The 14,709-nt window shown below is 63.6% G+C and carries 14 protein-coding genes and 1 tRNA gene; 10 read left to right on the top strand and 5 right to left on the bottom strand.

The annotated features are described in order from the left end of the window. Positions 1 to 8: 8 nt before the first annotated feature. From BLU35_RS00475 to BLU35_RS00455, 5 genes are all read left to right on the top strand, one after another. Positions 9 to 1,805, top strand: a complete 1,797-nt coding sequence (locus BLU35_RS00475; protein ID WP_093231860.1) for an acyl-CoA dehydrogenase C-terminal domain-containing protein — start codon at positions 9 to 11, stop codon at positions 1,803 to 1,805. Between the two features lie 65 nt (positions 1,806 to 1,870). After that, on the top strand, positions 1,871 to 3,079 hold the full coding sequence (locus BLU35_RS00470; protein ID WP_093231859.1) for an acetyl-CoA C-acetyltransferase: 1,209 nt from the start codon (positions 1,871 to 1,873) through the stop codon (positions 3,077 to 3,079). 11 nt (positions 3,080 to 3,090) lie between these two features. Further along, positions 3,091 to 3,492, top strand: a complete 402-nt coding sequence (locus tag BLU35_RS00465) for a YbaY family lipoprotein (RefSeq protein WP_162261269.1) — start codon at positions 3,091 to 3,093, stop codon at positions 3,490 to 3,492. 11 nt (positions 3,493 to 3,503) lie between these two features. Then, the gene (locus tag BLU35_RS00460; RefSeq protein ID WP_093231858.1) at positions 3,504 to 5,720 is read left to right on the top strand and encodes an FAD-dependent oxidoreductase; all 2,217 of its coding nucleotides are present in this window, start codon (positions 3,504 to 3,506) and stop codon (positions 5,718 to 5,720) included. 238 nt (positions 5,721 to 5,958) lie between these two features. After that, positions 5,959 to 7,221 (top strand): GNAT family N-acetyltransferase, encoded by a 1,263-nt coding sequence (locus BLU35_RS00455; protein WP_176907094.1) that lies wholly within the window; start codon positions 5,959 to 5,961, stop codon positions 7,219 to 7,221. Between the two features lie 27 nt (positions 7,222 to 7,248). Here BLU35_RS00455 and BLU35_RS00450 read toward each other — a convergent pair whose 3' ends face one another. Continuing rightward, the gene (locus tag BLU35_RS00450; protein ID WP_093231856.1) at positions 7,249 to 8,133 is read right to left on the bottom strand and encodes a DMT family transporter; all 885 of its coding nucleotides are present in this window, start codon (positions 8,131 to 8,133) and stop codon (positions 7,249 to 7,251) included. A 218-nt stretch (positions 8,134 to 8,351) separates the two neighbouring features. Between BLU35_RS00450 and BLU35_RS00445 the strand changes: the two genes are divergently transcribed. After that, a complete protein-coding gene (locus tag BLU35_RS00445) occupies positions 8,352 to 8,933 on the top strand; it encodes a LysE family translocator (RefSeq protein WP_093231855.1) in 582 nt (193 codons plus the stop codon). A gap of 60 nt (positions 8,934 to 8,993) precedes the next feature. On the opposite strand, the gene BLU35_RS00440 is transcribed toward BLU35_RS00445, so the two are convergent. Then, positions 8,994 to 9,467, bottom strand: coding sequence for an SRPBCC family protein (locus tag BLU35_RS00440; protein WP_093231854.1), 474 nt, complete (start codon positions 9,465 to 9,467; stop codon positions 8,994 to 8,996). A gap of 135 nt (positions 9,468 to 9,602) precedes the next feature. On the opposite strand from BLU35_RS00440, the gene BLU35_RS00435 reads away from it, so the two are divergent. Continuing rightward, positions 9,603 to 10,112, top strand: coding sequence for a winged helix-turn-helix transcriptional regulator (locus BLU35_RS00435; RefSeq protein ID WP_093231853.1), 510 nt, complete (start codon positions 9,603 to 9,605; stop codon positions 10,110 to 10,112). 27 nt (positions 10,113 to 10,139) lie between these two features. Here the strand turns inward: BLU35_RS00435 and BLU35_RS00430 are convergent, their stop codons facing one another. Next, positions 10,140 to 11,228, bottom strand: coding sequence for a calcium:cation antiporter (locus BLU35_RS00430; RefSeq protein ID WP_093231852.1), 1,089 nt, complete (start codon positions 11,226 to 11,228; stop codon positions 10,140 to 10,142). Between the two features lie 181 nt (positions 11,229 to 11,409). Between BLU35_RS00430 and BLU35_RS00425 the strand changes: the two genes are divergently transcribed. From BLU35_RS00425 to BLU35_RS00415, 3 genes are all read left to right on the top strand, one after another. Further along, positions 11,410 to 12,060 (top strand): S24 family peptidase, encoded by a 651-nt coding sequence (locus BLU35_RS00425; RefSeq protein ID WP_093232297.1) that lies wholly within the window; start codon positions 11,410 to 11,412, stop codon positions 12,058 to 12,060. 13 nt (positions 12,061 to 12,073) lie between these two features. Next, a complete protein-coding gene (locus BLU35_RS00420; protein WP_093231851.1) occupies positions 12,074 to 12,928 on the top strand; it encodes a thermonuclease family protein in 855 nt (284 codons plus the stop codon). 149 nt (positions 12,929 to 13,077) lie between these two features. Continuing rightward, the gene (locus tag BLU35_RS00415) at positions 13,078 to 13,488 is read left to right on the top strand and encodes a tellurite resistance TerB family protein (protein WP_093231850.1); all 411 of its coding nucleotides are present in this window, start codon (positions 13,078 to 13,080) and stop codon (positions 13,486 to 13,488) included. A 143-nt stretch (positions 13,489 to 13,631) separates the two neighbouring features. Here BLU35_RS00415 and BLU35_RS00410 read toward each other — a convergent pair whose 3' ends face one another. Together BLU35_RS00410 and BLU35_RS00405 are read right to left on the bottom strand one after the other, a co-directional pair. Next, a complete protein-coding gene (locus BLU35_RS00410) occupies positions 13,632 to 14,465 on the bottom strand; it encodes a transporter substrate-binding domain-containing protein (protein ID WP_057248110.1) in 834 nt (277 codons plus the stop codon). Between the two features lie 141 nt (positions 14,466 to 14,606). Continuing rightward, positions 14,607 to 14,681, bottom strand: a tRNA-Gly gene (locus BLU35_RS00405). Between the last annotated feature and the right edge of the window lie 28 nt (positions 14,682 to 14,709).

The raw sequence follows: 14,709 nt of genomic DNA, 5'->3' as shown, positions 1-14,709 counted from the left end.
AGGAAAGCATGCCCATCTACAAGGCCCCGGTCGACGACACCCTCTTCATCCTGAACGACGTGCTCGGCATCGAGCGCTACAACAACCTACCCGGTTTTGCTGATGCTACGCCGGACATGATCGAAGCGATCGTCGGCGAAGCGGCCAAGCTTGCCGAGGAAGCCCTGTTCCCGGTCAATCTCTCCGGCGACCAGGAAGGCTGCAAGCGCCGCGACGACGGCTCGGTCAGCGTACCCAAGGGCTTCAAGGAAGCCTTCGACCTCTACCGCGAAGGCGGCTGGCTCGGCCTCGCCGTTCCGGAGGAATTCGGCGGCCAGGGCCTGCCCTACACGCTGCACACCGCCGTCGGCGAGTACATGTCGTCCGCCAACATGGCACTGACCATGTATCCCGGCCTCACCCAGGGCGCGATCGCCGCGATCCTGGTGCATGGAACCGACGAGCAGAAGCAGGCCTATCTGCCGAAGATGGTTGCCGGCACCTGGACCGGCACGATGAATCTCACCGAGCCCCATTGCGGCACCGATCTCGGCCTGCTGCGCACCAAGGCAGTGCCCACCGGCAACGGCGCCTACAAGATCTCCGGCCAGAAGATCTTCATCTCGGCCGGCGAACACGACATGTCGGATAACATCATCCATCTGGTGCTCGCCCGCATTGAGGGCGCGCCTGATGGTGTGAAGGGCATTTCGCTGTTCATCGTTCCGAAGTTCAAGCTCAATGCCGACGGCGAGCCTGGCGACCGCAACGGCGTTTCCTGCGGCGCGATCGAACACAAGATGGGCATCCACGGCAACTCGACCTGCGTCATGAACTATGACGAGGCCGAAGGTTACCTCATCGGTACGGAGAACAAGGGCCTCAACGCCATGTTCGTCATGATGAACGAGGCCCGCCTCGGCGTCGGCCTGCAGGGCCTGTCGATCGCCGAAATCGCCTATCAGAACGCCGCCAACTATGCGCGCGACCGCATCCAGGGCCGTTCGCTTTCCGGGCCAAAGGCGCCGGACAAGAAGGCCGACCCGATCATCGTGCATCCGGACGTGCGCCGAACGCTGATGACGATCCGCGCCTTCAACGAGGCCGGCCGCGCCTTCACGCTCTGGACGGCGCTGAAATCCGATATCGCCCACCGCTCCGACAATGACGCCGACCGCCAGACGGCCGACGACATCCTCGGCCTGATGACCCCGATCCTGAAGGGGGTCTTGACCGACAAGGGCTTCGACCACGCCGTCATGGCGCAGCAGATGTTCGGCGGCCACGGCTACATCGAAGAGCACGGCATGAGCCAGTATGTCCGCGATGCCCGCATCGCGATGATCTACGAAGGTGCCAACGGCATCCAGGCGCTCGATCTCGTCGGCCGCAAGCTGGGCTTGAACGGCGGCCGCGCCGTCATGGCGCTGTTCAAGGAAATCGGCGATTTCTGCGAGGAAAACCGCAGCAACGAGAAGCTCTCCGCCTATACCAAGGCGCTGAAGAAGGGTCTCAACGACCTGCAGGCCGCGACCATGTGGTTCATGCAGAACGCCATGGCCAAGCCCGACAATGCCGGCGCCGGCTCGACCGACTACATGCACCTCTTCGGCCTTGTCGTGCTTGGCTACATGTGGGCAAAAATTGCCAAGACGGCTGAGGAAAAACTTGCCTCTGGCGAAACGACGCGCGCAGACTATCTGAAGAACAAGCTGATCACCGCGACCTTCTTCATGGAAAGGATCCTGCCGGAAACGGCCCTGCGCAAGGCCCGTATCGAGACCGGCGCCGACACGCTGATGGCGCTCGACGCGGCCGCGTTCTGAGCCGTTCGATTTCAAACTGTTTTGACGGGCAGCACCTGATGGTGCTGCCGAAAGGGAGATGAGACATGACGAAAGTCTTCGTTTACGACCACGTGCGCACGCCGCGCGGCCGTGGCAAGAAGGACGGATCGCTGCACGAAGTGCCGTCCGTTCGCCTTGCCGCCAAGATGCTGGAAGCGGTCCGTGACCGCAACGACCTCGATACCTCGACCGTGGACGACATCATCATGGGCTGCGTCGATCCGGTCATGGATGCCGGTGCGGTGATTCCGAAGGCGGCCGCCTTCGAAGCGGGCTATTCCACCCGCGCGCCGGGCATGCAGATCTCGCGCTTCTGCGCCTCCGGCCTCGACGCCATCAACTTCGGCGCGGCCAAGATCGCCCAGGGTGCCGACGACATCGTCATTGCCGGCGGCGTCGAGAGCATGTCGCGCGTCGGCCTCGGCATGTCCGGTGGCTCCTGGTTCATGGACCCCTCGGTCAACCTGCCGGCCTTCTTCATGCCGCAGGGTGTTTCTGCCGACCTGATCGCCACGAAATACGGCTTCAGCCGCGACGACGTCGACGCCTATGCGGTGGAAAGCCAGAAGCGCGCGGCGCATTCCTGGGAGAAGGGCTATTTCAAGAAGTCCGTCGTGCCGGTCAAGGACGGGAACGGTCTGACCATCCTCGACCGTGACGAGCACATGCGTCCAGGCACCGACATGCAGGCGCTCGCCTCGCTCAACCCGTCCTTCCAGATGCCGGGCGAGATGGGCGGCTTCGAAGCCGTCGGCATCCAGGCGCATCCGGAAATCGAGAAGATCCACTACGTGCACCACGCCGGCAACTCGTCGGGCATTGTCGACGGCGCCGCAGCCGTGCTGCTCGGCTCCAAGGCCGGCGGCGAGAGCATGGGCCTGAAGCCGCGCGCCCGCATCCGCGCCTTCGCCAATATCGGCTCCGATCCGGCGCTGATGCTGACCGGCCCGGTCGACGTCACCGAAAAGCTTCTGAAGCGCGCCGACATGAAGCTGTCGGACATCGATCTCTTCGAACTCAACGAAGCCTTCGCCGCCGTCGTGCTGCGCTACATGCAGGCCTTCGACATCCCGCACGACAAGATCAACGTCAACGGTGGCGCGATCGCCATGGGCCATCCGCTCGGCGCCACCGGTGCGATGATCCTCGGCACCGTGCTCGACGAGCTGGAGCGCCGCGATCTCAACACCGCGCTCGTCACGCTCTGCATCGGCGCCGGCATGGGCACGGCCACGATCATCGAAAGGGTCTGACGATGGACGTGATGCGCCGCTCTCTTCTCGCGCTGATGGGCCTGGGGCTGCTTGCAGCCGCTGGCTGCGTCTCCGACGAGGAAGGCAGCGACAGCTTCACGCTCACCGGTGCGATCACCAATGTCGCGAGCGGCCCGGTTCCGGCCGGCACCGTCACCATCAGGCTCGAAGAGCAAGGCGTGATGGACGTCGCTGCCAAGCTGATCGCGGAAACGTCCGTCGTCAGCGATGGCAAGGCCACCCGCGTGCCCTTCGTGCTGCAGGTGCCGAAGCCTGAACTCAATAAGGCCACCGATGCGGGCTTCACCATCCGCGTCGAGCGCGACGACCGGCTGATCGCCACCAATACCAGCAAACAACGTTACAGCGGCGGATCGAATATCTCGCTGCGCATCGAACCCATTCTCTACTGAGGGGGAGAACCATGACGAATTACACCAATTTCAAGATAGAGACCGACGCCGACGGCATCGCACTCGTCACCTGGGACATGCCTGAGAAGTCGATGAACGTCTTCACCCAGGAGGTGATGGAGGAACTCAACGCCATCGTCGACGCAACGACTGCCGACGCAGCGGTCAAGGGCGTCGTCTTCACCTCCGGCAAGTCGACCTTCTCCGGCGGCGCTGATCTGTCGATGATCAAGTCGATGTTCACCTTCCAGCAGGAAGAGAAGAAGAAGGATCCGGATAACGCCGCCCAGAAGCTCTTCGACCTCGTCGGCCGCATGACCGGGCTCTTCCGCAAGCTCGAAACCTCGGGCAAGCCCTGGGTCTCGGCGATCAACGGCACCTGCATGGGCGGCGCTTTCGAGCTGTCGCTCGCCTGCCACGGCCGCGTCGCGTCCAATTCCAAGTCGGTGAAGATCGCACTGCCGGAAGTCAAGGTCGGCATCTTCCCGGGCGCCGGCGGCACCCAGCGTGTGCCGCGCCTCACCAACGCGCAGGACGCGCTGCAGATGATGACGACGGGCTCGTCGCTGACGTCGGCTCGCGCCAAGGCGCTCGGCCTCGTGCACGAAGTCGTCGATGCGGACAAGCTGGTCGACGCCGCCAAGGCGATGATCAAGAACGGCCTGAAGCCGGTGCAGCCCTGGGACGAGAAGGGTTACAAGGTACCGGGCGGCGGCATCTGGACGCCGGCCTCGGCCCAGCTCTGGCCGGCCGCTTCCGGCATCCTGCGCCGCGAGACCTACGGCAACTATCCGGGCGCCGTTGCCATCCTGAAATGCGTCTATGAAGGCCTGCAGGTGCCGTTCGACACGGCGCTCAAGATCGAGCAGCGCTACTTCACCGAGATCCTTCAGACGACCGAAGCCTTCTCGATGATCCGCTCGCTGTTCGTCTCGATGCAGGAACTCGGCAAGGGCGCCCGTCGTCCGGCCGGCGTGCCGAAGTCGGAGTTCAAGCATGTGGGCGTCGTCGGCGCCGGCTTCATGGGCGCCTCGATCGCCTATGTGACGGCTGCCGCCGGCATTGCCGTCACGCTGATCGACCGCGACATGGAAGCGGCCGAAAAGGGCAAGGCCCACTCGGAAGGCCTGGTCAAGGATTCGGTCGGCAAGGGCCGCCTGACCAAGGAAGAAGGCGAAGCGCTGCTCGCCCGCATCACGCCTTCGGCCGATTACAACGACCTGAAGGAAGTCGGCCTTGTGGTCGAAGCCGTCTTTGAAGACCGCCAGGTCAAGAAGGATGTCATCGAGAAGGTGGAAGCGGTGATCGGCGAAGACACGATCTTTGCCTCCAACACCTCGACACTGCCGATCACCGGCCTTGCCAAGAACTCCAAGCGCCCCGGCCAGTTCATCGGCATCCACTTCTTCTCGCCGGTCGAAAAGATGATGCTGACCGAAGTGATCCTCGGCAAGGAGAGCGACGACAAGGCACTCGCCGTCGCACTCGACTACGTCGCCGCGATCAAGAAGACGCCGATCGTCGTCAACGACACGCGCGGTTTCTACGTCAACCGCTGCGTCTTCCGCTACATCCACGAAGCCTATGACATGCTGATCGAAGGCGTGCCGCCGGCGATGATCGAGAATGCCGCCAAGATGGCCGGCATGCCGGTTGGACCGCTGTCGCTCAACGACGAAGTGGCGATCGACCTCAGCCAGAAGATCCTGAAGGCCACCGTCGCCGACCTCGGCGAAAAGGCCGTCGATCCCAAGCACATGGCGCTGATCAACAAGATGGTCGACGACCTTGGTCGCCGCGGCCGCAAGAACGGCAAGGGCTTCTACGAGTATCCGGCGAAGCCCGCCAAGAAGTATCTGTGGCCGGAGCTGAAGACGCTCTACCCGCAGAAGAACGCCGACAAGATCGACGTCGACGTGCTGAAGCAGCGCTTCCTGGCGACGATCGCGCTCGAAGCCGCCCGCACCATGGAAGAAGGCATCGTCACCGATCCGCGCGAAGCGGACGTCGGCTCGATCCTCGGCTTCGGCTTTGCGCCCTATACCGGCGGCACGCTCTCCTACATCGACGGCATGGGCGTAAAGGCCTTCGTCAAGATGTGCGACAAGCTTGCCAAGGACTATGGCAGCCACTTCAAGCCGACGGCGCTCTTGAAGGAAATGGCCGAGCGCGGCGAGACCTTCTACGGCCGCTTCGACCCCTACGGCGAGAAGAAGCAGGCGGCGTAAGTTCCGCGCATCGCATTGGAAGCAGGCCCCTCACGGGGCCTGTTTTCGTTTGGGCGACGGCCTCAACCACGACGCCTGGCTTGGCGCGGCCCATCCGGCGGCCATCAGCCTGTCACGGTCATGATGCTAGACCTGTCCGGGTTGAAGCCCTTACCGTGATGACGCCATGACCAAAGTCCACCTTCGCCCTCCCCTATCCCGTGACGCGCTATATCTGTTTTGGCTCGAGGAAGCCTGCATGCGCGACTACGCGGTGGCGCTGTGGGGCAATTGGCAACCGCGGCCGGCCGATGCGCTGATCCTCGCCGAACATCGCATCATCGTTGCTGATGGCGAGGATGTCGGCAGCGTCTCGGTCACCGTGCGCGACGATCATGTCTGGGTCAACAAGCTCTATGTGGCCCCTATCCATCAGAAACGCGGCTACGGCGCGATCGCGCTCAGGCAAGTGCTCGGCGAAGCACGGGCGGTTGGCCTACCCTTGCGCCTCACGTCCTGGCCACCAACCCCGCCGTCGCCTTCTACCGACGCGAAGGTCTCAGCATCTACGAGGAGACCGCAGAACGGCGCTTCATGTCGTCGCAGGTGCGTTAAGGCTACTTGCACCTCCCGATTGACGGCCTCCCTGCGCGGGCGCATGCTCGCCGGGATCAGAGGGGGACACGCCATGAGCGAGCCTGATCTCTATCTGCTTGGGCGCGCCGGGCCCGAGGAAGAACGCCTGAAGCGACAGATCGCCAATCTCGCCCCGGATTCCGACCAGCAGCTCGAAAGGGTCGGCATCCAGCCAGGCGAACACGTCATCGATCTCGGTTGCGGTCCCGGTGGTGTGCTGCACCTGCTTGGCAAACGCGTGGGGCCCACGGGCTCCGTGCTCGGTATCGAGCGCGCCCCGCACTTCGTCGAACTTGCGCGCCGTTTCGTCGCCAGCCACGCCCTGCCCCAGGTGGAGGTGCGCGAGGGCGACGCCTATGCGACCGGCCTGCCGCGCCGCTCCTTCGACGGTGCCCATATGCGGCTGGTGCTCGTCAACGTTCCGCGGCCGGAGCTCATCGTGCTCGAAATGGTGTCGCTGGTAAAACCCGGCGGCTGGATCGCGAGCTTCGAGGCCGATTTCCTGGCGCATGTTTGCGACCCGCCGCTTGCCGCCTGGGACCGCCTGCTTGCCGCCTATATCGCCTATTCGGCGGCCAGAGGCATCGACCTCCATATCGGCCGCCGCGTGCACCGGCTGTTCCGGCAAGCGGGCATCGAGGCGATTTCGGTCGATGCCGTTGCACATGTCTACCCGCCCGGTCACGACCGCCGGCCGATCCTCAGAGACTTCATCAACAATGTGCGTGACGGCCTGATCGGTGAAGGCTTCATCGACCGCGACGATCTCGACGCCGACCTCATGGCGCTGGATCGGCACCTCTCCGACCCCAACGTGCTCGTGACGTCACACCTGTTCTTCCGGTTGACCGGCCGAGTGCCCGAGGCGCTCGTCATCAAGGCATGAGACGGCGTGCCGGCCGGACCCCACCAATCAGGCCGTGGCACCGGCGCGACGGTGCGCCAGGCGTTCGCCGACGATGATCAGCAGACCGGCCGCAAAGATCAGGCCGGCGCCGGCAAAGACGTTCGCGGCCGGCACATCGCCCCAGATCAGGAAACCGAGGCCGAAGGCCCAGACGAGAGAGGTGTATTCGAACGGCGCGATCACCGAGATCGGCGCGCGGCGCATGCCCTCGAACAGCGCGTACTGGGCGATGCCGGCAATCACGCCGGTGCCCGCCATCAGGGCGACATCGAAGAGCGCCGGCGGCGTCCAAAAGAAGCCGACCGCAAGCCCGGTCATGGCGATGAAGAAGACGTTGGAGATGGTCATCTGCACCAGGGTCGTTTCCTGCAGCGCGGTCTTGCGCAGCATGACGGTGCCGATCGCCCAGAAGACGGCGGCGGTGAGCGCCAGGAACACCGGCAGCGACAGCTTCATGCCGGTGCCGAGCGGGTCACAGGCGATGAGCACGCCGACGAAGCCGATGAAAACGGCGAACCAGCGGATCGGCGGCACGTCTTCCTTCAGGATCGGCACGGCAAGCAGCGTCACAATGATCGGCGCTGCATAGTAGAGCGTCGTCATCTCCGCGAGGCCGAGATCGCGCGCCGCGTTGAAATAGGAAAGCCAGGCGGCGAGCAGCAGCAGGTTGCGCACGAAGAGCGGCTTGATCACCGGGGACGAGATGGCGCCGCGCACCAGCTTGCCGCGGCCGATGACGAGGCAAAGCACGAGGATGGTGATGCTGCGGGTAAACAGGATCTGCCAGACCGAATAGCCGACGACGAGCCATTTGACCGACGCATCCTGCAACGAGAACAGGAAATAGGAAAACGTCGTCATGACGATGCCTGACAGTACGGTCTTGTTCATGGGAAGCCTCGATCGCGCCGGCGGGAGAGAAGCGGCAGCGTCCCGTCTGATAGCGCGGCCGCGACACACGCGGAAGGGGCATTCCACGGACGCCTGTGGCGATTTCTTGCGGGTAGCTTCCTGCACGATCGGACGCCGCCCTTGATGGAGATCAAGAACGGACGCTTGCGCGGCTGCTAGAAGACGGCGATAACGGCCACGAAACCAGGTTCAACGACATGCAGCCGCTCGCCTTCGCCCTTGCCGCCCTCATCCTGCTCGCAACGCCGGGCCCAACGAACACGCTGCTCTGGCTGTCGGGTGCCTCTGCCGGTTTCCGCCGTTCGCTGCCGTTGCTCACCGGCGAGCTCGGCGGTTATCTCGCCGTCATCATCCCGGCCGTAGCACTGCTCGCGCCATTCCTTGCCGCCCATCCGCAGCTCGGCCTAGCGCTCAGGCTCGTCGCCGCCTGCTGGGTCCTCTACCTCGCCTATGCGCTCTGGACCACGGATGCCGAGCGCAGCGAAGGTGTCGTCATCTCCATCCGTCAGGTCTTCGTCACGACGCTGCTCAATCCGAAGGCGCTGATCGTCGCCCTGGTGCTCTTGCCGCAGACTGGACTGGCCGCCGTCTGGCCCTCGATCGCCGGCTTCTCACTGCTGGTCGTCGCCGCCGGATCGACCTGGATCGGAGCCGGCGCCATGCTGGTGCAGATGTCGAAGGGCTTGTCGGCATCGCATCTGCCGCGACGGATTGCTGCCGTTTGTCTCACCCTCTTTTCGGTGGGCATCGCCGGCAGCGCGATCGCGGCCATGCATTGAGCCCCCCGGGGACCGAAAGGTTTCGGGGGGCAATGCGCTTGCGCGACCGATGGCTGCCCTTCACGCAGCAACAGCCGCTTCGCCGAGTTCCTTTGCCAGCGCCGCGCTGATCAGTTGTTGCCAACCGTCGCGCCGGTATTCGAGCTTGTCGAGCCCGTCGAGGAAGGCAACCTGTTCGGTGAAGACGAGGCGCGTACCGTTGCCTTCCGGCTGAATGTCGACGGTCGCGACGGACGCCGAGATCCTCTTGTCGTTCTCAGCCATCGTGTAAGCAAAGATGATCCGGCGGTTCTCGACGATGTCGAGATAGACGGTGTCGTCATGATAGATCGTTTCGCCGTCCTGGCTGAAGCGACCGCTCTCGCGACCGCCGACGCGGAAGTCATGGCTGAATTCGGCCACCGGCCCGTCAGCACTGACGAACCAACGTTCCTTCGCGGCCGGCTCGGAGAAAGCCCTGAACACCTGTCCCGGCGTCGCCTTGAAGCTGCGCTCGATGGTGAAGCTCGCATGTTCCACGGATCTGTCGGTCATGTTCTCTCTCCTCTGATGTTCGAAAACCGCTGGCCTTTGCCTAACTGGTTTCATATAAAAACTGCTCTAATTTTGAAAGCAGTTGCACGATAGCTTCACTGATGCGATAATGCAAGCGGTTTTGAAGAGGTGCCAATGAAGGACGACATTCGCTCGGGTTGCCCGATCAATCTTTCGCTCGAAGTGTTCGGCGACAAATGGAGCCTGCTGATCATTCGCGACATGATCTTCGGTGGTAAACGGCATTTCCGGGAATTGCTGCGATCCCAGGAGGGCATCTCGTCCAACATCCTGGCGGATCGGCTGAAGATGCTGGTCGAGCAGGGCATGCTGACCAAGGCGGACGACCCCACGCACAAGCAGAAGGCGATCTACAGTCTCACGGAGATGACGATCGCGCTGGTGCCGATCATGGCCCAGCTCGGCGCCTGGGGGCGGCGCTATCTGCCGGTCAGCGAAGAGCTTAGTATTCGCGCCGAGCTGATGGAAAACGGCGGTCCCGAACTCTGGGACCGCTTCATGGACGAGCTGCGGCACGATCATCTCGGCGCACTGCTCGATGGCCCGCCGCGGGTGCGCGCCACGCTGCAGGCAGCCTATGAAGAGGTGGTGGCGAGGAAGGCACGCGAAAAGGCGACGGCCTGACACCACACGAACGGGCTCTTCATCCGCTCAAAGCCCGATCACAGACAGCATGACGAAGGTCGCGAACAGCACGAAATGAGTCATGCCCTCAATGGCGTTGGTCTGGCCGTCGTTGAGGTTGATCGCGGCCACGATCAAGGTAACTGCCACCATCACCGTTTGCACCGGCGACATCGCCATCAGGAAGGGCTGGCCGGTATAGAGCGCGATCGCCTCCATGACAGGCACGGTCAGGATGACTGTCGAGAGCGAGGCGCCGAGCGCGATGTTGACGACCGCCTGCATGCGGTTGGCGAGTGCCGCCCGCATCGCGGTCATGATTTCCGGCGAGGCAGAGATCGCGGCAACGACGATGGCGGTCACCGCCGGCGGGGCACCGCTCCCCTTCAGGCCCGAGGTCAGCAGCGACGACATCACTTCCGCCAGCACGCCGATCACCACGATGCCGAGGATCAGGATCACGATCGACGGCAGCACCGGCTGATCCGGCCCGCCCTGTATCGCGCTCCCCTCGCCCTTCGCCTTCGGATAGCTGTAGCTGAAGAAATAGCTGTGCACCCCCACCTGCATGCGCAGGAACAGGGCATAGAGGGTGATCATCGCGCCGATGGTGAAGGCCGAGTAGAGATGCCATCTCGCCGCCGGCACGAACTCCGGAACGACCATCGAGATGCCCATCGCGGTCAGGATCATGACGCTGTAGGTGCGGGCGGAATCGTCGTTATAGGGCTGCTCTCCATGTTTGAGGCCACCAAGCAGGGCGGCGAGGCCCAGGATGCCGTTGATATCGAGCATGACGGCCGCATAGATCGTGTCGCGCACGAGCGTCGGCGAGGTCTCGCTGGTCATCATGATCGCCAGCACGACGACCTCGACAAGGACTGCCGAGAGCGTCAGGATCATCGTGCCATAGGGATCGCCGACCTTGGATGCCAGCACCTCGGCATGGTGCGACACGCGCAGCGAGGCGAGCACGATCGCCACCACGAGACCGGCGGCACCGAGAAGCGTTGCCAGGCGCCCCATTTCGAGAAGCTCATGCTCCAGCGCGATCCCGGCAATCGCCGCAGCGAGGGCCACGAACAGCAGACGCTCCGATCTCATGCGCGCCAACAAACGTTCCCTCCGATGAAAGCCTGTCCTGCCCGTCACGCGAACTATAGGGGCCGCCGCCCCCAAAGCAAATGACGGAGAAAGGACTATTTTCCTTCGGATTCTTTACCGGTACTTCGCGTTTCGATAGTGTGGTGTCGAACAAACCCAGCAAGTGGCCGCCTGTTCGGCCCGGACCTTTCGCATGTTGTCTCACGGCACGATCTGGCACGCCATCGATGCATTGGCCGAGCGCAATCAGCTCTCGCCTTCCGGTCTCGCCCGCCGCGCCGGGCTCGACCCCACCTCCTTCAACAAGTCCAAGCGCCACTCTGCCGACGGGCGGGAACGCTGGCCTTCGACGGAATCGATCGCCAAGGTGCTCGAGGCGACCGGCGCCACGATGGACCAGTTCACCAGCCTGTTGAGCCCGAATGACACTCAGGCCACCCCGGCGACTGCAAGTGCAGCGATCCCGCTGATCGGCTTCGCCCAGGCGGGTGCCGGCGGCTTCTTCGACGACGGCGGTTTTCCGGCCGGCCAGGGCTGGGACGTGATCGACTTTCCAACGGTGGCGGAACGCCGGACGGGCATCTACGCGCTTGAGGTGCAGGGCGATAGCATGCTGCCACTGTACCGCGACGGCGACACCCTGATCGTCGATCCGGGGGCGCAGGTTCGGCGCGGCGACCGCGTCGTGGTCAAGACACGCGAAGGCGAGGTCATGGCGAAGGTCCTGGCACGCCAGACGCCGCGCACGATCGAACTCCTTTCCCTCAACCCGGAGCACCCGAACCGGGGCTTCGAGATCAGCCAGATCGAATGGATCGCCCGGATCATCTGGGCCAGCCAATAGGACGTTCTTCCTGATGCGGCAGCATTTATACTCCCTTGCCGGCGGCATCGCCGCGATCGCGCTTTTCACCGGCATCCTCAACGCGGGTGCAGCCGCCATTCGCGACCGCGAGAGTGCCGCCACGCCGGACTTCGTCCTCGAAACGCCCGACATGACGGAAATCGAGCCGGCGCCGGATGGCGCCGAAACGGATGATAACGTACCGCTCGACTTGGGAACACCGACCGACGGCACCGCGCAGCCCGGTGCGGTTACGACCGGCGATCAACCGCAGACGTCGACGACGGAAAACGCCGCACGCGCCATCGAGCCGCAACAATTCGGTCTGCCCGACACCGTCACCGGCGCGCCGCTCGAACGCGCGGAGCCGCGTGCCCCGCTGTCAGAGCCGGAGAAGCAAGCGAAGGCGACCGCCGGGCCGACCATCCTCTATCGCCCCGTGGCGATCGCCGCCGGTGTGATCCAGTTCGACAAGCTCACGCTGCAGATCGATGGCATCGAGCCCGAGCAGGCAGAGAGAACCTGCGAAACCGGGGGGAAGAGTTGGCCCTGCGGCATCGTCGCACGGACGGCCTTCAGAAACTTCTTGCGCGCACGCGCGGTCAGCTGCGACATGCCCGAGGGGAGCGCCGGCGCATCGGCCACCGCTTCCTGCTCGCTCGGCGGGCAGGATCTCGCAACCTGGCTCGTCGACAACGGCTGGGCGACGCCGGTACCCGGCTCGCCGCTCAAGACGCGGGCCGACGCTGCGCGCCAGGCGAAGCTCGGCTTCTATGGCGAAGATCCGCGCGACCTCAGTCACACGCCGATGACGTTCGACGACCCAACCCTCGGCACCGGGATGGACGAGCCGCAGCCAGACTTGTAAACAGCCGCGGCAATTCCCAGCTCTCAACCGTCCAGATCATCTCATTACATCGTTGAAACAGTGAGATGATCCAACTCTTTGAAACTCTGCAATCCGGATGGACACCGCTTCACGCCGTTCCCGGAATTGCGCTACCGCCGGAAAGACCCATGCTGCCAAGCCTCAGCCACCACGAAGCGCTCATCTATGTCATGGTGATGATGTCGGCGGTCGACCGCGAGATGAGCGACGACGAATTCACCCGCATCGGCCGGCTGGTGCAGTTCCTGCCGATCTTCGAGGGATTCGACGAGGACCAGCTCGTCCATATCGGCCACGAATGCTCCGCCCAGCTCGCGGCTCCCGAGGGGTTGGATATCGCGCTGGAAATCGTGCGCGAGGCGCTTCCGGAAAAGTTCCATGAGACGGCCTACGCACTTGCCGTCGAGATCGCCGCCGCGGACCAGCGCATTCGCAACGAAGAGATCCGGCTGTTGCAGTTGCTGCGCGACCGCCTCGGTCTCGACAAGCTCACCTGCGCCGCCATCGAACGAGGGGCGCTTGCCCGCTTCCGCCGGTAGCTCATCATTTCCTGGCGTTCACGCCAAGCTGTCTACAGCGCTGCGCGTCTTATCAGACGCGCAAAGGTCGCTGTAGCACTTTGAATTGCTGCATGTTTTTGACCTTTGATCGGGTACGATTAAAGGAAACATGCAGTGGGCGCTCAATAGATGCCGTTGGGGAAGTAGCGCAGGTAGATTTCCTCGAGCCGGCCGCTGCGCGAAAGCGCCAGCAGCGCGTGGTCGATCGCCTGGGTCAGCGCCGGTTCGGATTTGCGGTTCATGATCGTCAGGCCTTCACCGAGAAAGCGTTGCGAGAAATAGGCACCATCGACGAGTGCGCAGCAGCCCCCGGCAGTCGTGCCTGAGATCCAGAAGGAAAGCTGCAAACCGTCGGAAAAGACCGCCGGCACCTCACCCTTCTGCAGTGCCGTGAGCATGGCATCGCGATCTGGGAAGACCTTGGCCCCGATACTGGGGAAGAACGCCTTGAACATGGCCTCATGGGTGGTGCCCGCCACGACACCGACCGTTTTTTTCCTGAGGTCCTTCGGACCCGTCACGGCGCCGGCCGCCTTGGTGTTGATGGCCAAGCGGGCCGGAAGCCGCATGAAGGCGCGCGAGAAGCCGAAGCGCTGGCGCAGTTCCGGGCCGACGGCGATACCGGCGGCAACCGCTTCGCCCTGCCCCTGCTCCAGCGCCGGCAGCAGTTCCGCATAGGTCACTGCCTGGATCTGGCATTTGGCTTCGATGTCGAGCTCGCGGCAGATCTCGCGCACGAGATCGACGTGAAAACCGGAGAGCTTGCCGGACTGATCGATGAAGTTGAACGGCGGAAAGTCGACCGTCGTCAGGAAGCGCAAGCGCGCAAGGCCCGTGAGATCGGGCTTGGCGATGCGTTCGCGCGCATCGAACAGAATGGGCAGGTCCCTGGGCTGGGCCGCAAGCGGCGTTGCGATCAGGGACGCGCAGAGAGCGAACAGGGAAAGAAATCTCATGGGCAGCGGGCCGGCACGGTTCTTGTCTCAGGGGCGGCGCTTGGAACCGCGGGATGATTCATCGAGCGGTAAAGTAACCGTCCGCAAGGCAACTGGCCATAGGTCTCGCTCGAACGAGGCAAAAGAGGCTTCAGGAAGGATTGGAGCGGGTGATCGGGATCGAACCGACGACATCAAGCTTGGGAAGCTGGCGTTCTACCACTGAACTACACCCGCGATGCCTGCGAAATTTCCCGAACCGGGA

The organism is Sinorhizobium sp. NFACC03 (assembly GCF_900103435.1).
GTDB lineage: Bacteria > Pseudomonadota > Alphaproteobacteria > Rhizobiales > Rhizobiaceae > Ensifer.
This window is presented reverse-complemented; position numbering and strand designations above follow the sequence as displayed.